The 19,941-nt window shown below is 61.7% G+C and carries 21 protein-coding genes; 12 read left to right on the top strand and 9 right to left on the bottom strand.

The features are described from left to right. Nucleotides 1-2 precede the first annotated feature (2 nt). A complete protein-coding gene (locus AAE484_RS02575) occupies nt 3-740 on the top strand; it encodes a polysaccharide deacetylase family protein (RefSeq protein WP_341936766.1) in 738 nt (245 codons plus the stop codon). Here the strand turns inward: AAE484_RS02575 and AAE484_RS02570 are convergent. Continuing rightward, nucleotides 721-2,913, bottom strand: a complete 2,193-nt coding sequence (locus tag AAE484_RS02570) for an alpha-amylase family glycosyl hydrolase (RefSeq protein ID WP_341936765.1) — start codon at nt 2,911-2,913, stop codon at nt 721-723. The two genes, AAE484_RS02575 and AAE484_RS02570, sit on opposite strands and share 20 nt — an antisense overlap. A gap of 493 nt (nt 2,914-3,406) precedes the next feature. Here AAE484_RS02570 and AAE484_RS02565 point away from each other — a divergent pair, with 493 nt between their 5' ends. After that, nucleotides 3,407-3,961 carry a peroxiredoxin gene (locus tag AAE484_RS02565; protein ID WP_341936764.1) on the top strand — a complete coding sequence of 185 codons (555 nt, stop codon included), beginning with the start codon at nt 3,407-3,409 and terminating at the stop codon, nt 3,959-3,961. Here the strand turns inward: AAE484_RS02565 and AAE484_RS02560 are convergent. Together AAE484_RS02560 and AAE484_RS02555 are read right to left on the bottom strand one after the other, a co-directional pair. Beyond that, nucleotides 3,951-4,601: a hypothetical protein gene (locus AAE484_RS02560; RefSeq protein WP_341936763.1), complete on the bottom strand. Its 651-nt coding sequence runs from the start codon at nt 4,599-4,601 to the stop codon at nt 3,951-3,953. The genes AAE484_RS02565 and AAE484_RS02560 overlap by 11 nt on opposite strands. 233 nt (nt 4,602-4,834) lie before the next feature. Then, nucleotides 4,835-6,196: an MATE family efflux transporter gene (locus AAE484_RS02555; RefSeq protein ID WP_341936762.1), complete on the bottom strand. Its 1,362-nt coding sequence runs from the start codon at nt 6,194-6,196 to the stop codon at nt 4,835-4,837. A 399-nt stretch (nt 6,197-6,595) separates the two neighbouring features. Here AAE484_RS02555 and coxB point away from each other — a divergent pair, with 399 nt between their 5' ends. Genes coxB through AAE484_RS02535 form a run of 4 tightly spaced genes read left to right on the top strand, consistent with a single transcriptional unit; the run spans nt 6,596 to nt 10,839 of the window. After that, complete coding sequence (gene coxB, locus AAE484_RS02550) at nt 6,596-7,738, top strand: cytochrome c oxidase subunit II (protein WP_341936761.1); 1,143 nt, start codon at nt 6,596-6,598, stop codon at nt 7,736-7,738. Nucleotides 7,739-7,749: 11 nt separating this feature from the next. Continuing rightward, nucleotides 7,750-9,300, top strand: coding sequence for a cytochrome c oxidase subunit I (gene ctaD, locus AAE484_RS02545; RefSeq protein ID WP_341936760.1), 1,551 nt, complete (start codon nt 7,750-7,752; stop codon nt 9,298-9,300). Nucleotides 9,301-9,320: 20 nt separating this feature from the next. Then, nucleotides 9,321-9,893 carry a cytochrome c oxidase assembly protein gene (locus tag AAE484_RS02540; RefSeq protein WP_341936759.1) on the top strand — a complete coding sequence of 191 codons (573 nt, stop codon included), beginning with the start codon at nt 9,321-9,323 and terminating at the stop codon, nt 9,891-9,893. Between the two features lie 25 nt (nt 9,894-9,918). Beyond that, a complete protein-coding gene (locus tag AAE484_RS02535; protein ID WP_341936758.1) occupies nt 9,919-10,839 on the top strand; it encodes a cytochrome c oxidase subunit 3 in 921 nt (306 codons plus the stop codon). A gap of 24 nt (nt 10,840-10,863) precedes the next feature. Here the strand turns inward: AAE484_RS02535 and AAE484_RS02530 are convergent, their stop codons facing one another. Next, nucleotides 10,864-11,088, bottom strand: coding sequence for a DUF2909 domain-containing protein (locus AAE484_RS02530; RefSeq protein ID WP_341936757.1), 225 nt, complete (start codon nt 11,086-11,088; stop codon nt 10,864-10,866). A gap of 108 nt (nt 11,089-11,196) precedes the next feature. Between AAE484_RS02530 and AAE484_RS02525 the strand changes: the two genes are divergently transcribed. The 5 genes from AAE484_RS02525 to AAE484_RS02505 all read left to right on the top strand — a co-directional run bounded on the left by AAE484_RS02525 (nt 11,197) and on the right by AAE484_RS02505 (nt 15,422). Further along, entirely contained in the window at nt 11,197-11,940 is a 744-nt protein-coding gene (locus AAE484_RS02525) for an SURF1 family protein (RefSeq protein ID WP_341936756.1), read from the top strand. Between the two features lie 92 nt (nt 11,941-12,032). Further along, the gene (locus tag AAE484_RS02520) at nt 12,033-12,665 is read left to right on the top strand and encodes a hypothetical protein (RefSeq protein ID WP_341936755.1); all 633 of its coding nucleotides are present in this window, start codon (nt 12,033-12,035) and stop codon (nt 12,663-12,665) included. Between the two features lie 20 nt (nt 12,666-12,685). Continuing rightward, entirely contained in the window at nt 12,686-13,723 is a 1,038-nt protein-coding gene (locus AAE484_RS02515) for a COX15/CtaA family protein (RefSeq protein ID WP_341936754.1), read from the top strand. A gap of 35 nt (nt 13,724-13,758) precedes the next feature. Next, nucleotides 13,759-14,688 carry a heme o synthase gene (gene cyoE / locus AAE484_RS02510; protein ID WP_341936753.1) on the top strand — a complete coding sequence of 310 codons (930 nt, stop codon included), beginning with the start codon at nt 13,759-13,761 and terminating at the stop codon, nt 14,686-14,688. A 35-nt stretch (nt 14,689-14,723) separates the two neighbouring features. Beyond that, a complete protein-coding gene (locus AAE484_RS02505; RefSeq protein WP_341936752.1) occupies nt 14,724-15,422 on the top strand; it encodes an SCO family protein in 699 nt (232 codons plus the stop codon). 58 nt (nt 15,423-15,480) lie between these two features. Here AAE484_RS02505 and AAE484_RS02500 read toward each other — a convergent pair whose 3' ends face one another. The 5 genes from AAE484_RS02500 to AAE484_RS02480 form a co-directional block, all read right to left on the bottom strand. Further along, nucleotides 15,481-16,332, bottom strand: coding sequence for a UDP-2,3-diacylglucosamine diphosphatase (locus tag AAE484_RS02500; RefSeq protein ID WP_341936751.1), 852 nt, complete (start codon nt 16,330-16,332; stop codon nt 15,481-15,483). A gap of 150 nt (nt 16,333-16,482) precedes the next feature. Further along, nucleotides 16,483-16,686 (bottom strand): hypothetical protein, encoded by a 204-nt coding sequence (locus tag AAE484_RS02495; RefSeq protein WP_341936750.1) that lies wholly within the window; start codon nt 16,684-16,686, stop codon nt 16,483-16,485. A 156-nt stretch (nt 16,687-16,842) separates the two neighbouring features. Continuing rightward, on the bottom strand, nt 16,843-17,625 hold the full coding sequence (locus tag AAE484_RS02490) for an iron chelate uptake ABC transporter family permease subunit (protein ID WP_341936749.1): 783 nt from the start codon (nt 17,623-17,625) through the stop codon (nt 16,843-16,845). Then, the gene (gene znuC / locus AAE484_RS02485) at nt 17,618-18,373 is read right to left on the bottom strand and encodes a zinc ABC transporter ATP-binding protein ZnuC (RefSeq protein WP_341936748.1); all 756 of its coding nucleotides are present in this window, start codon (nt 18,371-18,373) and stop codon (nt 17,618-17,620) included. The genes AAE484_RS02490 and znuC overlap by 8 nt, the downstream gene beginning before the upstream one ends. Beyond that, nucleotides 18,366-18,857 (bottom strand): Fur family transcriptional regulator, encoded by a 492-nt coding sequence (locus AAE484_RS02480; RefSeq protein ID WP_341936747.1) that lies wholly within the window; start codon nt 18,855-18,857, stop codon nt 18,366-18,368. The genes znuC and AAE484_RS02480 overlap by 8 nt, the downstream gene beginning before the upstream one ends. A gap of 84 nt (nt 18,858-18,941) precedes the next feature. On the opposite strand from AAE484_RS02480, the gene AAE484_RS02475 reads away from it, so the two are divergent. Beyond that, nucleotides 18,942-19,874: a zinc ABC transporter substrate-binding protein gene (locus AAE484_RS02475; protein ID WP_341936746.1), complete on the top strand. Its 933-nt coding sequence runs from the start codon at nt 18,942-18,944 to the stop codon at nt 19,872-19,874. Nucleotides 19,875-19,941: the final 67 nt, after the last annotated feature.

Raw genomic sequence — 19,941 nt, 5'->3', positions numbered from 1 at the left:
CCGTGCGGGCGCTGGTTTCCATTCACGATGTGATGCCCGAGACGCTGGGTCGGGTGGCCGATCTGATCCAGCGCATTCCCCCGGCCGCCCGAGCGGGCCTGGTCCTGCTGGTGGTGCCCGGGCGGGACTGGCAGCCGCGTGACATTGAGCAGCTCGCCCTCTGGCAGCAGCAAGGGCTGGAGCTGGCGGGCCACGGCTGGCACCACCGGGCCGGGCGGATTGCGGGCCTGTATCACCGTTGGCACGCGCGCTTTATCTCCCGCCAGGCCGCCGAGCACCTGAGCCTGTCCCGCCGGGCTCTGCGTCAGCTGCTGGTGGACAACCATGCCTGGTTTGAGCATCATCGACTGACGCCGCCCGAGCTCTATGTCCCTCCGGCCTGGGCCTTGGGTCCCCTGCACCGCCAGGATCTGGCGGCCTCCCCCTTCCGCTATTTTGAAACCACCTCAGGGCTCTACCAGGTGACCGGCGCGGCCAAAGTGGTCAGGTGGCACCTGCCATTGCTCGGGTTTGAGGCCGATACGGCCGGTCGCCAATGCGGCCTGCGACTGTGGAATCGGGCCAACCGGGCGCTGGCGAGTGAGCGCCGGCCGCTGCGCCTGGCCCTGCACCCCTATGACGGCGAGCTGTTGCTTGCCCGGGACCTGTCCCGGGCGCTGGCGGAGCTGACGGAATGCCTGGACTATCGCACCCTGTTCGACCGGGCGCCTGCGCGCCCCATCAGGGAGCGCACTGGCTGACCATCATTGTGCCGCCTTCCAGGTCATTATCCAGCTGGAAGCTGAACACATAGTCCGCCGCCTCGGGAATCTCGATGGCCGATTCGGTCCCCGGACCCGAGGCGGTCGCCAAGGGTTGTTCCTGCCCGATTGTGACCGCCGCGCTGCCGGCGACGGCGTACTCGCGGCTCCAGTCACTGGTGGCGAACTTGAAGGTATAGTCGGTGGCGCTGTCTTCAGTGACCACCACCTGGTAGATATTGTCCCCTTTGTAGCTGAAGCTCCGATCACTGGGCGTCGCGTCAAAGGCATTGCCACCGGCGTAGGTGCCGCGAATGTAGACGGTCTCGTTCTCCAGCGGTCCCGCTTCGTCCACGGTGGGCGCGTCACAGGCGGCCAGCGGACCTTCGCCCACGGGACCCGAACTGCCACCACAGCCGGGTCCCTCGGGCAGGGGCTCGTTCACTTTCAGAAACACGCCGGTCGTGGCCGGTACCTGAATCTGATACTGCGCATCTTCAGCGCTGATGATCTCGTCGGTCAGCAGATTGGTCAGGTCCCCGGCACTGCCCAGGGCGCAGGCATCGAAGGAGGCGATCACGGCGGTATCACTGACGTTCAGCAGATAGACGATGCCCTCATTCTCATGGGCTTTGTAATTGGCATAGAGGTCACCGGCGATATCGGCCGGCACCGTGACGGGTAGGCGTTCGCCCCGATAGAGCGCCGGCTCCTGGGCGCGCAGATGCATCAGCTCGCTCAGATACCCGCGCAGATCGGCCTGGCGCTCGTTCGCCGTGAACACGGCATGCTCAGAGCCGCTGGGCAGACCCTCGATCATGCCATCGGTCCGGGCCACATGGTCGTCACACAGGCCCTGGTCCGCGCAATTGGCGGTCACCTGATCGGCATAGTCGGCGAGCTCCTGGCCGATTTCCTCGCCGTAATACAGGGTGATGGGACCGGTGTAGGCGGCCAGAAAACTGTAGGCGGCCTTGTGACGCTGCCAGTAGCTGTCATCTTCCGGCCCGGCGATGTCGCCCCGCTGGAGCAGGTCACCAAAGCGCACCAGGTCGTGGTTGCCCAGAAAGCCGTTGGGCCGGGCGTGTTCAGGGTAATTGTTGTGGCTGGCAAAACCGGTATTCAGTTGGCCCGCGCTGGGGGTGCGTCCGCCGTTCTCTTCCACCGCCAGGCTGCGCACCAGGGCGTAGCGCATGGGAAAATCAAACGCCGAGCAGAGAGCGGGCTCTTCAGCGGTGCCGTAGCCCTCGGCGGCAATCTCCCCGGGGCCTTTCCAGATTTCGGCGACCATGTAGCCCAGCGGGTTGACGGTATCGCCCTTGGCGTTGGTGTAGGTCACCTCGGCCGAGGTTTGCTCCACGGCGCGGCGGATGCCGACCCAGGCATCCAGTGGCACCTGATAGGCCTGATCCAGACGCCAGCCATCGATCTTGAGCTCTTCAATCCAGAAAGTGGCGACTTCCTTGAAAAATTCTAAATCTTCCGGATAAAGCGCCAGCTGACCCGTGCCGGCCACACTGTCGCCCCCGCTGCTGAGAATGTGGCCTTCGCGCGAGGGGTAGTCCTGCGCATTGTTTTTGAAATGCCCGAAGACCCCGTCAAAAAACACATAGAGCCCGAGCTCGTGGGCTTTTTCCACCAGCTCGCGGGCCTCGTCCAGGCTGCCAAAGTTGGGGTCGATCGCAAAAAAGTTGCTGGCGTAATACCCGGTGGCATCGAGTCGGTCGGCCGCCAGGTCCTGCTCCGGAAGCGGCACGCTGTCAAAGATGGGGGTGAGCCAGATGGCGTTGAAGCCCAGGCCCTTTATGTACTCGAGGCTGTCGGTAATGCCCTGAATGTCCCCCATGTGGTGGCTGGTGCCGTAGCCCACGCCGTGGCCAATCGAGGGGTTGCCGTTGATGAACGACTCGGTCATCACCTGGTAAATACGCAGATTCTGAGCCTCGTCATAGGTGGGGTTGTTGCAGGTCAGCGGTTCAGCGACGGGGTCATCCTCGCTGTCGTCCTGGTCTTCCTGGTCGTCATCCTCGCTCGGGTCGTCGTTGACCACATCATCGCCGCCCCCGGGTGCCGGGTCATCGCCGGAAGAACCGCCACAACCGGCGAGCGATCCGAGCGCAAGCACGAGAAACAGGGACAGAACAGAACCGAATTTACCGAAAAGGGTTGTCATTATTGATCGCTCCAGAGAGTTGTCTTTTTTATCTCGGAGCCATGCTATGCCCGCCCTCACCCGGGCACAATTGCCTGCATACGTATGCATCCCCTGCATACGTATGCACTCTCCAAAAAGGGGACGACGCCAAAAAGGGGACGGAGGGATTTTATTTTGATCAATCTGGTTAAAATTAAATCCCTCCGTCCCCTTTTTGCGTCCCCTTTTTGAATGGGTGTGCTCAATATTGGTGCACGGCGGGTCGGGTAAATTTGATCTATCTGGAACGCTGTGACTGGCGCGCCCTGTGAATCAGGGAGTAAACTCCTTGTATATCGCGGGTTTGGCGGGCGCAGTGGCACGAGACTTGCGGTATCGAAGTTCGCAAGAGACAGCGGACTTTCTGTGATCGCTGGACTCTCAACAGGAAGATGAGCCGGGAGAGAGGCTTACATCGACCACCGAGGTTGTGCATGAGGCAGATCCTCAGATGATAAAAGGGTAAAAACGTATGGCCAAAAATCTGTACATGCTGCCGGAGGGGCTTCCAGAGCCGGAGAATGACGGTGCCTGTGATCACCTTCAGGGGATGGCGCTGCCATCGGTCGAGCGGGTCAGCACCAGTGGTGAAACGGTGGATCTGAGTCGCCACAAGGGACTGGCGGTGGTGTTTTTCTACCCCATGACCGGCAAGCCCGAGCGACCGCCGATGATCGGCTGGAACAAGATACCCGGCGCCCGGGGCTGCACCACCCAATGCTGCGCCTTTCGCGACCGTTACCCCGAGTTCCAGCGCCTGGGGGTGGAAGTGTTCGGGGTCAGTGCCCAGCCGTTGGAGGAGCAGCGCGACGCGGTCGAGCGCCTGCGCCTGAATTACACGCTACTCAACGACAGCGACCTGAAGCTGGCGAAGGCGCTGGACCTGCCCACCTTCGAGTACGAATCGGATTATTACATCAAGCGCCTGACCCTGCTGATTGAGGATGGCGTGATTCGCAAGGTGTATTACCCGGTGTTTCCCCCGCACCGCAACCCGACCGACATTCTGGGAGAGCTCAGGAGCTGAAACGCAGGTCGATCTCCAGGTCGGTGGCCAGGCAGGGCCAGCGGCTGAGCTCTTTCGACCAGCCGCGGCTTTTGTGCTGCTCGATGTAGCGCTCGAAGTTGTCGCCCTCAAAGGGGTACTCGTTGAGCAATAGCTCGGCGGAAAACAGCACGGCCTGGTCCAGCTCGTTGGCGAAGGGCTCGCCGATGAGCTCGTGGGCGATGACATTGGCCCGAGTGGTATCCATGGGTGCCAGGGGGATGCCGCAGTGGCCGATAAAGCGGTCGTTGACCTCCTCCAGTAACCGGTGCGCCAGGTAGGCCTCATCCAGAAGGGCCTCCAGCTGACTGTGGTCCTGGACCAGATCCGGCGGCGACAGAAAATAATCACACGCGATGTTCAGCAGTGGCTCCACCCGATGGTTGATGCCGGCCTCACGGGTCATGGCATCAATGGCACCGACAAATTCCGGCACATGCTCGATGTAGCGCACGACAAAATCCCGCAGCGCCGGAGCGGCCTGGTCCGGCGGCAGCTTGATGGCCTCGTGCAGGCGTGCCGAGCGCTGTTCCAGCACCTGACTGAGCCGTCCTGTCTCGATGTCCCTCGCTTTCGCCCGCCGTATTAACGCTCGAATCTCGTCGAGTGGTTTGAGACACATGGGATGATGGGTTCTCCGACACGCCCAAAAGGGGTGGCTGGTTGAGGGGTGAGTGGCGTCGATGTCCGGCTTCCACTGGTAATGGCCAGCGCTTGAACCAGCGTCGCAGTGTTCAATAGACCGACGATTGGTATTACCTAAAGTTAATTCAAAAGCCCATAATTACAAGTCGACTTTAAGAGCAATTGCTTATAATCGGGGGCGTTGACCCACCATAATGTTACTTGGCGATGTTACTTGGCGATAAAAGTTCGGCCCTGAATCCACCGCCCAGTGCGGGTCAGGTGCCAGAAAACGGCGCCGAGCAGCAGGCCTCGGGCGCCGTTAAACAGTACAAACGCCAGCCAGAGGCCCTGGTTTCCCCAGGGTTGCAGCGCCCACCAGGCGGGCAGAAAGACGCCCAGTGCCGACGCCAGCACCGTGTACTGCATCGCGCCGGTGTGGCCGCTGCCGAGAAAAATCCCGTCCAGCTGGTAGCCCCAGACCCCGATCAGCGGCAGCAGGCAGACCCAGACGTAGTACTCCCGAACCAGTGCCAGAACCGCGTCCAGCTCGGTAAACAGGCCGGGCAACCAGGGTGCCCCCAGCGTGAACACCAGCGCGATGAGCCCGGCAAAGATCAGCGCCCAGACGCTCGTCAGGCGGGTGGCGGCGATAAACTGATCCAGCTGCCGGGCGCCAATGGCCCGTCCGGCCAGGGCCTCGGCCGCGTGGGCGAAGCCGTCCAGGGCGTAGGAGGTGAGCATCAGAAACTGCAACAGGATGGCATTGGCCGCGAGCACCGAGTCGCCCAGGCGCGCGCCCTGGGCGGCGAAAAACGCGAACACCAGCAGCAGGCACAGGGTGCGCACAAACAGGTGCCGGTTCACCTGCAGTAACCCCCGGTAGCGGTGCCAATGGCGCAGCTGGGGTCTGTCGAGCCTGCCTTCCATGCCCTTCAGCATTCCCCTGAGCAGGACCAGGCCCAGTGCCAGCCCTCCGTACTCGGCCAGCACGCTCGCCCAGGCGGCGCCGTCACTGTTGAGCCCGAGCCCCAGAATCAGCAGGGCGTCCAGCGCGATGTTCAGGCCGTTGACGGTCACCAGGATCGCCAGAGGTCGGCGCGTGTCCTGGCGGCCGATAAACCAGCCGATCAGGGCGAAATTCATCAGGCTGGCGGGGGCACTGAACAGGCGGATCTGGCCGTAACTCTGCGCCAGAGCCGCCACCTCGGCGCTCGGGTTCATCAGTTTCAGGGCCAGGGGAATCAGCCAGGGGCCGGTAGCGACGATCAGGGCGGCCAGAAGCAGCGCGAGTATCGCGCTCTGGGCCAACACCAGGCGGCAGCCGCTGTCATCGCCCGCTCCGGTCAGGCGCGCCGTCAGGCTGGTGGTGCCCATGCGCAGGAAACCAAACGACCAGAACAGCAGACTCAGGATGCTGGCCCCGATCGCGACCGCCCCCAGGTACTGCGGGCTGGGCAGATGGCCCAGAATCGCGGTGTCGACCGCGCCCATCAGGGGAATGGACAGGTTGCTGAGCATGATCGGCCAGGCGAGTTGCCAGACCCGCCGGTGGTCGGGGGTGGCAGTTGCGGGCACAGCGGGAGTGTTCATGGCGATTCTCACAGCCAGCAATGGGTGGACGTTGTGGGGCTGAAACAGCCCGCAGTTTACCCGCTCTGAGAGCCGCTTCAAACGGGCCCTAAGGCCATAAAAGCATTGACTTTTTTGCCCTCTTGTGGCCTCCTAGCGGCCTGTGGGGGCGACGCACCGTCGAGGCCCCGCTTATTGTATCCCGCCAGACTTGAATCCGTTGGTTTTCCCGGCCGACACCCGCAGGAGCCACAGAAACCCTCGTGTGGGTGCTGTCGATGCCGTGCGGAAAGACAAAGGGCGGGGGAGGCGTCGTCATCCTGTTGGCGGCTGCCTATGTGACCGCGATTGCCGGGGCTGTCAGAGTTTCGGGGTTGTTTGAAATACAAATAAAGCATAGCTACACGGAGAAATTGGGCGATGTTTAGACGAGCGCATAGGCTGTTTGCCTGGCTGCTTTCCCCTGCCTTGCTGCTGACCAGTTATCAGTCGCTGGCAGACGAGGTGGAGCGTTGGAAGTTTAATATGACCGAGGGGGTGACCCCGGTCAGCCGCGAAATCCAGGGCCTCCACATGGAGATGTTCTGGTGGTGTGTGGCCATTGGGGTGGTGGTGTTCAGCATCATGTTCTACAGCATGATCATGCACCGCAAATCCCGCGGCGTGAAACCCGCCAACTTCCATGAGAGCACCGGTCTGGAGATTCTCTGGACGGCGATCCCCCTGATCATTCTGGTCATCATGGCCATTCCCGCCACCAGCAGCCTGATCAAGCTCTACGACTCGTCCGAAGCGGACGTGGATGTGCTGATTACCGGCTACCAGTGGCGCTGGAAATACGATTATGTGGAGGAAGATTTCAGTTTCTTCAGTAACCTGAGCACGCCGCGCGATGAAATCGAGGGCTTCGCTCCCAAGAACCCCAACTATCTGCTGGAAGTGGACGAGCCGCTGGTGGTTCCGGTGGATCAGAAGATCCGCTTCCTGATCACCTCCTCAGACGTGATCCACGCCTGGTGGGTACCGGATCTGGGCGTCAAGAAAGACGCCATCCCCGGCTTCATCAACGAATCCTGGGCGATCATCGAAGAGCCTGGCGTCTATCGCGGCCAGTGCGCCGAGCTGTGTGGTAAAGACCACGGCTTCATGCCCATTGTGGTCGAAGCCAAGAGCCAGGAAGACTACCGCGAATGGATGACGGCCAAGAAAGAAGAGGCCGAGGAGCTGGCCAAGCTCACCGAGAAAACCTTCAGTTTCGACGAGCTCTATGAGCGCGGCGAACAAGTGTATGGTCAATGGTGCGCCGCGTGCCATCAGCCCAACGGTGAAGGCGTCAGTGGTGTTTTCCCCACTCTCAAAGGTGGGGTTTCAGTGGGTCCCATGGAGGACCATATCGATATCGTGGTGAACGGGTCTCCCGGTACCGCCATGCAGGCCTTTGGCGAACAGCTGAGCGAGGTGGATATTGCCGCCGTGGTCACCTACGAGCGCAATGCCTGGGGCAACAATATGGGCGATGAAGCACAGCCCATTGATGTCTATAACCACAAGCAAGGCAACTAGGAGGTAAAGCAATGGCACACGGCCCCGCTAAAGGTATTACTCGCTGGTTGTATACCACGAACCACAAAGACATTGGCAGCATGTACCTCTGGTTCAGCTTTGCCATGTTCTTCCTGGGTGGTGCGTTCGCGCTGGTGATCCGCGCCGAACTGTTCCAGCCCGGTCTGCAGATCGTCGATCCGAACTTCTTCAACCAGATGACCACCATGCACGGTCTGATCATGGTGTTTGGTGCGGTCATGCCGGCCTTCGTCGGCCTGGCCAACTGGATGCTGCCGATGATGGTGGGCGCGCCGGATATGGCGCTGCCGCGGATGAACAACTGGAGCTTCTGGATTCTGCCCTTCGCGTTCCTGATGCTGGTCTCCACCCTGTTCATGGAAGGCGGTGCACCCAACTTCGGCTGGACCTTCTACGCGCCGCTGTCCACCACCTACGCGCCGCCCTCGGTCACTTTCTTCATCTTCGCCGTGCACATCATGGGCGCCAGTTCGATCATGGGGGCAATCAACATCATCGCCACCATCCTGAACATGCGCGCCCCGGGCATGACCCTGATGAAAATGCCGCTGTTCGTCTGGACCTGGCTGATCACCGCCTACCTGCTGATTGCCGTCATGCCGGTGCTCGCGGGTGTGGTCACGATGATGCTGATGGACATCCACTTCGGCACCAGCTTCTTTGATGCCGCCGGTGGCGGTGACCCGGTTCTGTTCCAGCACGTGTTCTGGTTCTTCGGGCACCCCGAGGTGTACATCATGATTCTGCCCGCCTTCGGTATTGTCAGTGCGATCATCCCCACCTTCGCGCGCAAGCCGCTGTTCGGTTATTCGTCTATGGTGTACGCCACGGCGTCCATTGCGTTCCTGAGCTTCATCGTCTGGGCGCACCACATGTTCACTGTGGGCATGCCGATCGCCGGCGAGCTGTTCTTCATGTACGCCACCATGCTGATCGCGGTACCCACCGGGGTCAAAGTCTTCAACTGGGTGGCCACCATGTTCCGCGGGGCCATGACCTTTGAAACGCCCATGCTGTTCTCGGTCGCCTTCGTGATCCTGTTCACCATCGGTGGTTTCTCCGGCCTGATGCTGGCGATCGCCCCGGCGGACTTCCAGTACCACGACACCTACTTCGTGGTGGCACACTTCCACTACGTGCTGGTACCCGGGGCGATCTTCTCGATCACCGCCGGCGTGTACTACTGGCTGCCCAAGTGGTGCGGCAACATGTACAACGAAACCCTGGGGAAGACCCATTTCTGGATGGCCTTTATCGGCCTGAACCTGACCTTCTTTCCCATGCACTTCTCCGGTCTGGCCGGCATGCCGCGCCGTATCCCGGATTACCACATGATGTTTGCCGACTGGAACATGATCTCCTCCGTGGGTGCCTTCCTGTTCGGGGCGGCCCAGGTACTGTTCCTGTACGTCATCGTGGCGGCGATCGTGAAGGGCAAGAAAGCGACAGCCGAAGTCTGGGACAACCCCGAAGGTCTGGAATGGACGGTGCCCTCACCGGCGCCTTACCACACCTTCAGCACACCGCCGGAAGTGAAGTAACGGTCTGAGGTATAAGCGCCATGAAGTCACTGCTGCCCGATAACCCCACCGCCGCGCTCAGCCTAAAGCTGGGCGCGGGCGCCGTGTGCATGTTTGTGTTCGCGATCTGGGTGATGCCGCCGCTGTACAATGCCTTCTGCGAAATTACCGGGCTCAACGGCAAAACCGGGGATCGGTACGAGGCGACCGATGCCGGCATTGATACCAGCCGGACCATCAAGGTGCAGTTTGTGGCCACCAACAACGAGGGTATGCCCTGGCACTTCCAGCCCGGTATCCGCAGCGTGACGGTGCACCCGGGTGAACAGAAGCGCATTGATTATCTGGCGCGCAACCCGACTGAAAAAGCCATGATCGGCCAGGCCATCCCGAGCTTGGTGCCCTTCAAGGCGAGCGGTTACTTCCACAAAACCGAATGCTTCTGCTTCGAGCAGCAGCCTCTGGACGGTGGCGAGGAAGCGGAATTGCCCATGTACTTTATAGTCGACCGGGACATTCCCAAAAGTATTAACACCATTACCCTGTCCTATACTCTGTTTGATGTAACAGATCGCTATGGGAACGGGAAAGACGAATTGGTTAGTGTGCAATAACAAAAACACACGCGGAGTAGATGATATGGCGACAAGCGAAGGAACTTATTACGTACCGGAACAGAGCAAGCTCCCGCTCTGGGCCAGTTTCGGGCTGTTTTTGACCGTCTGGGGTGCCGCCAACTGGCTCAATGGCAACAGCAGCGGCCCCTATGTGTTCATGGCCGGCGGCCTGGTGTTTGCCGTGGTGCTGTGGAACTGGTTTGGTGCGGTGATCAATGAAAACATGGCGGGGCTGAACAACGCCCAGCTCAAGCGTTCCTATGTGTGGGGCATGAGCTGGTTCATTTTCAGTGAGTTCATGTTCTTTGCCGCCTTCTTTGGTGCGCTCTTCTACGTTCGCAATCTGGCGCTGCCCTGGCTCAGTGGCGAAGGCAACAATGCCGCGACCAACGAGTACCTCTGGAAGGGATTTGAAGCCGCCTGGCCCCTGATGACCACCCCGGATATGGCGGTCAATGGCGCCGATGCCACGGTCACCGGCCCGGACCAGAACATGAGTTTCTCCGAGATCAGCTCCATCTGGACCTGGCTCCCCTTCTGGAACACGGTCATTCTGCTGACCTCCAGTGTCACCGTGCACATGGCCCACAGCGCCATCAAGAACAATGCCCGCCGCGCGTTCAACAATTGGCTGGGCGGCACCATTGTGCTGGCGATCGTGTTCCTGTTTCTGCAGGTGTACGAGTACTACGAAGCTTATGCCCACATGGGGCTCACGCTGGATTCCGGCATCTATGGCACCACCTTCTTCATGCTCACCGGTTTTCACGGGATGCACGTCTTCCTGGGGACCTTCATGCTGGCGGTGATGTGGTTCCGCTCGGTGCTCAAGGGGCACTTCAACTCCGAGGATCAGTTCGGTTTTGAAGCGGCCAGCTGGTACTGGCACTTTGTGGACGTGGTCTGGGTCGGCCTGTTCTTCGCCGTCTATATCTTCGGTTAATCCCGGAGCATCCGGGACGTCGAGCTACAGGCTCGCGTCCCAGGGCGCGGTGCTGGAGAGAATGCCACTGTAAAAGCCGTAGAAAACACACAGCATCATCACAGTGGCCAACAGGATGCGGATACCCAGAGCATAGAGCGTACGTTTGGATTCCGGCACTCCCGCGTCTTTCAGTAAAAACCGCAAGCCGCTGCTGAGGCTCAACAGAACACCGGCAAACAGCAGCAAGATAATGATTTTAAGCCACATAGAGGCTCCCAGTCAGGTTATCGGGTTGTCGGGCGAAGCAGGGGTACCCCTCCCGGCGGCCGTCGGTTTCGAAGCGTAGTGCAAGTTGAATCGAAGTTGGTCCGTCGCGTGAGCGTTCAAAAATCCCCTGCCGAGGCACAGTTTACCATCGCCCTTAACTGGAAAGTGACCCTTCTGTGCCTGTTGACCCTGCCGGTGCTGCTGACGCTGGGCTTCTGGCAACTGGATCGGGCCGAACAGAAGCAACAGCAGCAGGCGCAACTGACCGAGACTCTTGCCCTCCCGCCTGCCCGGCTGACGCAGGACAATGCCTCCGGGTTACGGGAGTACCGGCGCCTGATTCTGTCGGGCCGCTATCTGAGGGATCGCAACTGGCTTCTGGATAATCGCCATCGGGACGGGCAGGTGGGCTACGAAGTGGTGACCCCCTTCGAGCTTGAGGGCGGCGCGGTGGTGCTGGTCAATCGGGGCTGGGTGCCGGCCCCTGCCCGTCGGACCGAACGGCCCGATCCCGAGGCGCCCGAAGGGGCGGTCACGCTCTTTGCCGAATGGATCGAGCCCAGTGATCACCCCCTGCTCGATGGGCGGAACACGGAAGAGGGCTGGCCCAAAGTCATTCTGGCGATCGAGCCGGAGGCCATGGAAACACAATTGGGCCAACCTGTTATGGAACGCTACGCCCGTCTCGAGGCGGGCAGCCGGGGCGCCCTGGTGACCGACTGGCCCGATACCGAAGTCAGTGCCACCAAGCACACCGCCTATGCGGTGCAATGGTTCGCCATGGCACTGGCACTGGTGCTCTGGTTTATTCTGGCCAACACCAATCTGTGGGTGCTCTGGCGCCGACGCTGAATCGTTTACCTGTTTAGAACGACTCACTTATTTGACCCAATGACCTGCGCGAGCCTCAAAGCGAGCGGCACAACGGACCATTAGAAGACGTTATGAGTAATGCACCCGAGGAACAGCGCCACCGACACATGAAACGTCGGGGGCAAATTATCGCGATCGGATTGATCGCCATCGTCGCGCTGCCGATGCTGCTTGCCTATGTGCTGTATTTCACCGGCGTGGGGGTTCCCGACGAGAGTGTCAACGAGGGCACCCTGCTGTCGCCGCCCCAGCCCTTCATGGACTGGCAGCCGGAAACGGCGGAGGGTGAGGCCTGGACGTTGGATGAAGACCGCAAGCGCTGGCGCCTGCTGGTTCCCATTGACGCCGACTGCACCGGTCACTGCGAGGACAACCTGTACCTGACTCGCCAGGTCCATGTCCGCCTGGCGGAAAAGGCCTACCGGGTCGAGCGCCTCATTCTTCCGCTCGACGGCCGGATTTCCGACGAGATGAGCGAGTTTCTGAAGCAGGAGCATCCCGGTGTGGAAGTGCTCTACCCCGACTCCGGGAGCCTGGCCGCTTCGCTCGGAAAAACCAACCTGGCGGAAAATCCCATCGATGTCGGACGCTATTATCTGATGGACCAGGAAGGGTTCGTGATGATGGGCTATACCCCCGAGCATCGCGGTAAGCAACTGCTCAAAGACATCAAGCGGCTGCTGCGCTACTCTTACGAAGACTGATAAAGCGGAGATCTGTGATCGTGACCCACCAGAACACTCACAAAAAACAGGGTTATCGCTGGGCATTGCTCGCCACCGTCTTTTGCGTGGCGGTGGTGGTGCTGGGAAGCTTCACCCGTCTGGTAGACGCCGGCCTGGGCTGTCCGGACTGGCCCGGCTGTTACGGGCACCTGACCTGGCCCAAGTCCGCCGAATCGGTGGCCAATGCCGAGGCCCTGTTCCCCGAGTCGCCGGTCGAGCACGACAAAACCTGGCCGGAAATGGTACATCGCTATTTTGCCGGCTTTCTGGGGCTGATGATTCTGGGCCTGACCATTGCCGTGTGGCGCTGGTCGGCCCGCTCCCCCGCGCTGCGCTACCCGCGCGGGCACGTCACCGGGCTGCTGGCCCTGGTCGTGGTTCAGGCCGCCTTCGGCATGTGGACGGTCACGCTCAAGCTCTGGCCCCAGGTGGTCACAGCGCATCTTTTAGGGGGCTTTGCCACGCTCAGCCTGCTCTGGCTGCTGAGCCTGCGGCTGCAGAATCGCCCCTGGTGCCTGTCGGGTAACAGCTATCGTCGGGTGACGGGGCTGCGCCCCTTGATCTGGGTGGCACTGGTGCTGGTGGTTCTGCAGATTGCCCTGGGCGGCTGGACCAGTGCCAACTATGCGGCCCTGGCCTGTACCGATTTTCCCCGCTGCCACGGCGAGTGGTGGCCGGAGATGGATTTTGTGCGCGCCTTCAATTTTGCCCAGGGCGTGGGCCCCAACTATCTGGGGGGCCTGCTTGAGGGCGAGGCCCGCACGGCGATTCATGTCACTCACCGCCTCGGGGCGGTCCTGGTCACCCTGGTGCTGGGGCTGCTGATCTGGCGCCTCTGGCAGATCCCCCAGCGCGGCGCGCGCCGGCTGGCACTGGTGATCGGGCTGATTCTGGTGGTGCAGTTGAGCCTGGGCATCACCAATGTTCTGGCCTCCCTGCCGCTGTGGGTGGCAGTTGCTCACAATGCGGTGGGTGCGTTACTGTTGCTAAGCTTGGTAACGCTGGCCTACCGAAGTTACACCGCGCTCAGGATCTAGCGCCCCCTTTTGATGACAAATGACGACGTGACGCAATGACTAAGAGTGCAGAGACATCCCGGGCTCGTTCGGCCAGCGTCAGCTGGCGGGATTACTACGAACTGTGCAAGCCCAACGTGGTCATGCTGATGATCCTCACCTCGGTCATCGGGATGCTCCTGGCGGTGCCCGGTATGGTGCCGCTGGACGTGCTGCTGATCGGCAACCTGGGTATCGCCCTCTGTGCCGGTTCCGCCGCCGCGGTCAATCACCTGGTGGATCGGCATGTGGATCAGAAGATGGCCCGCACCTTCAACCGACCCCTCGCCAAGGGTCGGGTGGAGCCGATGCAGGCCGCCGTTTTCGCGCTGGTGATAGGCTCGCTCGGGCTGGCCCTGCTGGTGGTGTTCATCAATACGCTCACCGCCGTGCTGACACTGGTCTCCCTGCTCGGCTACGCTGTCATCTACACCCTCTTTCTCAAGCGTGCCACCCCCCAGAACATCGTGATTGGCGGCATTGCCGGTGCGGCGCCCCCGCTGTTGGGCTGGACCGCGGTCACCGGCGAAATCCATGGCCACGCGCTGCTGCTGGTATTGATCATCTTTGCCTGGACCCCGCCCCACTTCTGGGCACTGGCCGTGCACCGCAAAGACGAGTACGCCAAGGCCGACATTCCGATGCTGCCGGTCACCCACGGTGAGCACTACACCAAAGTGCACATTCTGCTGTACACCATCATTCTGGTGCTGGTGACCATGCTGCCCTACATCACCGGTATGTTGAACTGGCTCTACCTCTTGGGCGCCTCGGTGCTGGGTGTGGGGTTTCTCTACTGGTCCATCGCGATGCTGGTCAGCAAAAAACCCTCGGTGGGCATGGACACCTTCAAGTATTCCATCGTCTATCTGATGGCGCTGTTTGTGATCATGTTGCTGGACCACTACCTGCTGCCCGTGCCCAGTGATTATCTGACGCCCCGTTAACCGACCAACCTTACCAATCCCAGGAGTACCCCCTCGTGAGTGATTCGCCTCAGTCCCCGGATCAGTCCGGGCCCCCCGTTGATCGGGCGCGTCAGCGCCGCGGCATCCGTCGCACGGTCGCTATTCTGGTATCGGTGGTCGCGGTGGTCGTCGGGTTGCAGGTGTACAAGGTGACACGCGCACCGGCGCTGGACCGGGAGGCACTGCGCGAACAGGGTGTGATCGTATTTGAGCAGCCGCGCAACATCTCGGACTTTGAGCTGGTGACCCACCGGGAAGAGCCCTTCACTCCGGAGTCACTGGAGGAGCAGTGGACCCTGATCTTTTTTGGCTTCACCCACTGCCCCGATATCTGTCCGCTCACCATGGTGGATCTGGCGCGTCTGATGGAGGAGCTGCCGGAAGAGCTGGAGCCCCGCACCCAGGTGCTGCTGGTTACCCTGGATCCGGCGCGGGATGATCCCGAGGTGCTGTCGGACTACGTCCCCCACTTTCACCCGGATTTTACCGGGGTGACCGGCGAATTTCTGACCATCCGTCGCTTTGCCAACGAAATGAACGTGGCCTTCTCCAAGGTTACCCAGGGTGATGACGAAGACTACACCGTGGATCACAGCGGCCATATTGCGCTGGTGAACCCCCGGGGTGACTATCACGCCCTGTTCAAGCCGCCGTTTGACCCGGCCGTGATGGCCGGGCAATACGAAACCATTGTCGATTCCTTCCGGTTTTAGCCGCCGTCGTTTTTAAAGGCGCCACCGTTTTTAAGGGTGGGCCTCGGCAGAGCGCCCGCTAGGCGGCCTGCCGGGCGACAGCCTCTTCCGCCACCGGGTGCCACTGCACCTGATCGCTGTAGTGCAGCAGCCGGATCTCGCCCTGAAAATCCTCCACCAGGGCGGTACAGCTCTCGATCCAGTCGCCGGTATTGGCGTAGTACATGCCGTTCTGCTCCAGCAGGGCCGGGGCGTGTATGTGGCCGCAGATCACCCCGTCAAAGCCGCGCCGGCGGGCTTCTTCCATGGCCTGGGTCTGATAGGTTTCAATCGCCTCGCGCGCGCCCTTGATGTTGCTCTTGATCAGCCCCGCCAGGGAGAAGTAGGGCTGTCCGAACCAGCGCCGGATGCGATTGGACCAGCGGTTGATCATCAGCAGCAGACCGTAGGCGATGTCGCCGCAAAAACGGGTGATCCAGGTGAGGTTGATGTAGGCATCCATGGCGTCGCCGTGCATGATCAGCCAGCGCTTGCCGTCTGCGCCCACATACTCGTGCTCCAGCGCCACCTCGATGGGGCCGAACAGGGCACCGCAGAAGCGTCGCAGGGGTTCGTCGTGATTGCCGGGCACGTAGATCACCCGCACGCCGCGGCCGGCCAGCTCGTACAGCTTGAGCATCACCTGGTAGTGATCGGCGGGCCAGCAGAAGCGTTTTTTCAACGCCCAGAAATCCACCACGTCTCCCACCAGGTAAAGCGTGTCGCACTGAATCTGATCGAGAAAATTGAGCAGGTACTGCGCTTTGCAGTCCCGGTAACCCAGGTGCAGGTCCGATATCCAGACCGTGCGGGCATTGATCAGTGCGGTGGGTCGAGCGGTATGGGTCGGGGGGAGGTCGTCAATGCGGGTGCGAAAGGTCGATTCGGTCATGGTCGTTTCCCGTCTGCCTGATGGTGCCCCCAAGTGTGGGACGGGCAAATGACGAAACGACAACAAACCGGTGAACTTTTGGTGACAGGAAGGCAATGACAGCTGGGCGGGCCGCCGCCGTGCGCGGACAGCCCGCTGATGCGCTGAAGCCTAGTGGGTGTTGATCCACTCCAGCACCGCGTAGCGGCTCTCCAGCATGTCCCGGTAGACTTTGAGTACTTGCGGATTGGGGTTGGCCTGACTCTCCAGACGGCCGAGGCGGTCGGTCAGAAACGCGATGTCCTGATGGACCTTGGTGACAATAGCGTCCCCTCGGACCGATTCGTTTCCGATGACGACATTGGGGCTGGCCATAAGCATGTTCCTTTTGCGGTTTTGTTACGAACGCTCCAAGTATTACACAAAATTCGGCGCCGTGAAGCGAATTATGCCCACAAATTGACCGGTTTGCTAATTTGAGCGTCCATTCCCGGCCCGAACGGGGCCTTTGGGGGAGGGCGGAGTCCGCCTTTATCGGGCCGGGCGCAGCAGTGACAGCACAAACAGCGCCGTCGCACCCAGAACGATAGAAGGACCGGCGGGGCTGTCCCAGATGAAGGAGGCGCCCAGCCCGAGTGCGACCGACAGGGCACCCAGCAGGCTGGCCAGCAGCGCCATGGCCTCGGGGCTGTGAGTCAGCCGGCGACTGGCCGCGGCGGGAATGATCAGCAGAGCGGTAATGAGCAACACCCCGACCACCTTCATGGCAATGGCGATCACCAGCGCCATCAGCAGCATCAGCGCGGTGCGCACGGCCGCTACCGGCACGCCTTCCACCTGCGCCAGATCCTCGTGCACGGTAATGGCCAGCAGCGGGCGCCAGAGCAGGAGCAGCAGGGTGGACACCAGTACCGAAATGATCCAGATCGTGATCACATCTCCGGGCCCGGCGGCGAGAATGTCGCCAAACAGGTAGCCGAGCAGGTCAATGCGGCTGTTGGTGAACAGGCTCACCATCACCAGGCCCAGCGCCAGAGTGGAGTGGGAGAGAATCCCGAGCAGGGTGTCGGTCGCCAGCAACCGGTTGTGCTGCAGCGCCACCAGGATCAGCGCCAGCAGCAGACACCCGATGGCCACCGCCAGGTTCAGATTGATATTCAGCAGCAGGCCAAAGGTGACCCCCATCAGGGCCGAGTGGGCGAGAGTGTCGCCAAAATAAGCCATCCGGCGCCAGACCACCAGCGCGCCCAGCGGGCCGGACACCAGTGCGACGCCCAGGCCGGAGAGCAGGGCGTAGAGTAAAAAATCAGGCATGGTCTTCCGAATCCAGTTCCACAATATTGCCGTGGTCGTCGTGGCGGTGGTCGTGGTGGTGAGTGTAGGGCGCCACCAGCGGCTTGGCGCTCTCACCGAACAGGGCCAGGTAGGCCGGGTCGCTGGTGACATGCTCGGGGTGGCCGTGACAGCAGACGTGCTGATTCAGGCAGATGACCGTGTCGGTAGTGGCCATCACCAGGTGCAGGTCGTGGGACACCAGCAACACGCCGCACTGACGCTGGCGCCGGATGTCATTGATCAGTTGATACAGTGCCTCCTGGCCGCCCACGTCCACGCCCTGCACCGGTTCGTCCAGTACCAGCAGGTTGGGGGCGCGCAACAGCGCCCGGGCGAGCAGTACCCGCTGGGTTTCGCCCCCGGACAGGTGGGTCATGGCCGCCTCGGTCAGATGCGCGATCCCGGTCATCTCCAGGACTTCCTGAAGGGGTACGCGCGGCTTGCCGCCCAGCGTGAGAAAACGATGGACCGACAGCGGCAGGCTGGGATCAATATGCAGACGCTGGGGCATATAGCCGATGCGCAGCCCCGGGCCCCGCTCGAGCCGGCCCTCATCGGGTTTGATCAGCCCGAGTACGCAGCGCACCAGCGTGGTCTTGCCCGCGCCGTTGGGGCCGATCAGGGTGACGATCTTGCCGCGCTCCAGGGTCATGTCGGCGCCGGAGAGAATCGCCCGTCCCCCGCGATGGACACCCAGGTTGTGGGCTTTTATCAGCGGTTCAGTCATGGGCGCTGCTCCGGCAGTCGGGGCACAGGCCGGTGACTTCCAGCGAATGGTGTTCCAACAAGAAGCCGGCGTCCTTCGTGTTCTGCTGGATGGTCTGAGTGAGCGCTTCGCTCTCCAGCTCCACGGCGACGCCACAGGCCCGGCACAACAGAAAGTGATTGGGGTGGCGGTGTTCGGGGCTGGGGCAGCCCACGTAGGCATTGAGCCCGTTGATCCGGTGAATCAGCCCCTGTTCGAGCAGAAAATCCAGCGCCCGGTACACGGTCGGGGGCGCCACCCGCCGGGTGGACGCCTCGGCCAGGCGGTCCATCAGCTGGTAGGCGCCCAGGGGTTTGTGGCTCTGCCACACCAGCTCCAGCACCTGCGCGCGCAGCGGCGTCAGGCGCGCGCCGCGCTCGCCGCACAGGGCACGGGCCGACGCCAGCGCACTGCGCACGCAGAGGCCGTGATTGTGTCGGCGAAGAGCGATGGGTGTCTGGGTCATGCACTGGGCCCCGCAGATAGATAAGCGAATAAAAGATGTTACACTATAACCTTTATTGTTTCAGGTCGCGAGAGCCACTTCATCATGTTCCCACGGATTAGCCCCTGGCGCCGCCGTTGCGCGCCCCTGTTATTGCTGCCGGTTCTGCTGGGCTGGGCGCTCGCCCCGCGCGCCGAGGTGGAGGTTCTGGCCAGCATCAAACCCCTGCAGCTGTTGGCGCAGGAGCTGGTGGGCGAACGGGGGCAGGTGTCGCTGCTGCTCGAACCCAATGCCTCGCCCCACGACTACCCGCTCAAGGTGTCGGATATGCAGCGGCTGAACAACGCCGATCTGGTGCTCTGGGTGGGGGAGGAGCTGGAGACCTTTCTGAGCCGGCCGCTGGCCCGCGTGGCGCCCGAGAACCAGCTCTCGCTGGCCGCTCTGCCCGACCTGCATTGGCCCCGGTATCCAGAAGAGTCTCAACACCCGGAAGAGCCAGGTGGGCACGACCACGGCCACCACCATCACGGCCGGGACCCGCACCTGTGGCTGGACCCGCGCAACGGCGCCAAAGTCGCCCGGGTGCTGGCCGATCGGCTGGCAACGCTGGATCCGGACAATGCGGATTATTACCGTGACCGCGCCGGGGCGCTGGTCAGCGAACTGGACGAGCTGGATCGGAGCCTGGAAGCGCGGCTTGAGCCCGTGGCCGGACGTGGGTTCGCGGTGTATCACCAAGCCTACGGCCACTTTGTGCAGCGCTATGGCCTCAACCAGCTGACCGCGGTCACCGAGAGCCCCGAGCGGCGTCCGGGCGCCCGCCACCTCTATGAGTTGCGCCAGAGGTTGGCCGGGGCCGCCTGCCTGTTTACCGAACCCTACTACGATATGAGCGCCGCCCGCGATCTGGCACAGGAGCTGGACCTGCGTCTGGGTGAGCTGGATTTGCTGGGCGCCTCCGAAGCCGTTACCGACTATCCGGGGCTACTCGATACCCTGGCCGACAACGTGCTCGAGTGTCTGCAGGCCGATTCGTAACACTCTGAATAAAAAATCCAGGGGCCAGAATAAAAACGCCGGGGCCAGAATAAAAAACCCCGCCAGG

It is taken from the genome of Marinimicrobium sp. C2-29, from assembly GCF_038419845.1.
Taxonomy (GTDB): domain Bacteria; phylum Pseudomonadota; class Gammaproteobacteria; order Pseudomonadales; family Cellvibrionaceae; genus Marinimicrobium.
This window is presented reverse-complemented; position numbering and strand designations above follow the sequence as displayed.

What these genes read in the sequence shown, in the direction of transcription:
- AAE484_RS02535 (WP_341936758.1), top strand. Translation starts at nt 9,919, where the DNA reads ATGGCGACAAGCGAAGGAACTTATTACGTACCGGAACAGAGCAAGCTC.
- ctaD (WP_341936760.1), top strand. Translation starts at nt 7,750, where the DNA reads ATGGCACACGGCCCCGCTAAAGGTATTACTCGCTGGTTGTATACCACG.
- AAE484_RS02555 (WP_341936762.1), bottom strand. Translation starts at nt 6,196, where the DNA reads ATGAACACTCCCGCTGTGCCCGCAACTGCCACCCCCGACCACCGGCGG.
- znuC (WP_341936748.1), bottom strand. Translation starts at nt 18,373, where the DNA reads ATGACTGAACCGCTGATAAAAGCCCACAACCTGGGTGTCCATCGCGGG.
- AAE484_RS02540 (WP_341936759.1), top strand. Translation starts at nt 9,321, where the DNA reads ATGAAGTCACTGCTGCCCGATAACCCCACCGCCGCGCTCAGCCTAAAG.
- cyoE (WP_341936753.1), top strand. Translation starts at nt 13,759, where the DNA reads ATGACTAAGAGTGCAGAGACATCCCGGGCTCGTTCGGCCAGCGTCAGC.
- AAE484_RS02565 (WP_341936764.1), top strand. Translation starts at nt 3,407, where the DNA reads ATGGCCAAAAATCTGTACATGCTGCCGGAGGGGCTTCCAGAGCCGGAG.
- AAE484_RS02495 (WP_341936750.1), bottom strand. Translation starts at nt 16,686, where the DNA reads ATGGCCAGCCCCAATGTCGTCATCGGAAACGAATCGGTCCGAGGGGAC.
- AAE484_RS02530 (WP_341936757.1), bottom strand. Translation starts at nt 11,088, where the DNA reads ATGTGGCTTAAAATCATTATCTTGCTGCTGTTTGCCGGTGTTCTGTTG.
- AAE484_RS02475 (WP_341936746.1), top strand. Translation starts at nt 18,942, where the DNA reads ATGTTCCCACGGATTAGCCCCTGGCGCCGCCGTTGCGCGCCCCTGTTA.
- AAE484_RS02500 (WP_341936751.1), bottom strand. Translation starts at nt 16,332, where the DNA reads ATGACCGAATCGACCTTTCGCACCCGCATTGACGACCTCCCCCCGACC.
- AAE484_RS02560 (WP_341936763.1), bottom strand. Translation starts at nt 4,601, where the DNA reads ATGTGTCTCAAACCACTCGACGAGATTCGAGCGTTAATACGGCGGGCG.
- AAE484_RS02520 (WP_341936755.1), top strand. Translation starts at nt 12,033, where the DNA reads ATGAGTAATGCACCCGAGGAACAGCGCCACCGACACATGAAACGTCGG.
- coxB (WP_341936761.1), top strand. Translation starts at nt 6,596, where the DNA reads ATGTTTAGACGAGCGCATAGGCTGTTTGCCTGGCTGCTTTCCCCTGCC.
- AAE484_RS02480 (WP_341936747.1), bottom strand. Translation starts at nt 18,857, where the DNA reads ATGACCCAGACACCCATCGCTCTTCGCCGACACAATCACGGCCTCTGC.
- AAE484_RS02570 (WP_341936765.1), bottom strand. Translation starts at nt 2,913, where the DNA reads ATGACAACCCTTTTCGGTAAATTCGGTTCTGTTCTGTCCCTGTTTCTC.
- AAE484_RS02490 (WP_341936749.1), bottom strand. Translation starts at nt 17,625, where the DNA reads ATGCCTGATTTTTTACTCTACGCCCTGCTCTCCGGCCTGGGCGTCGCA.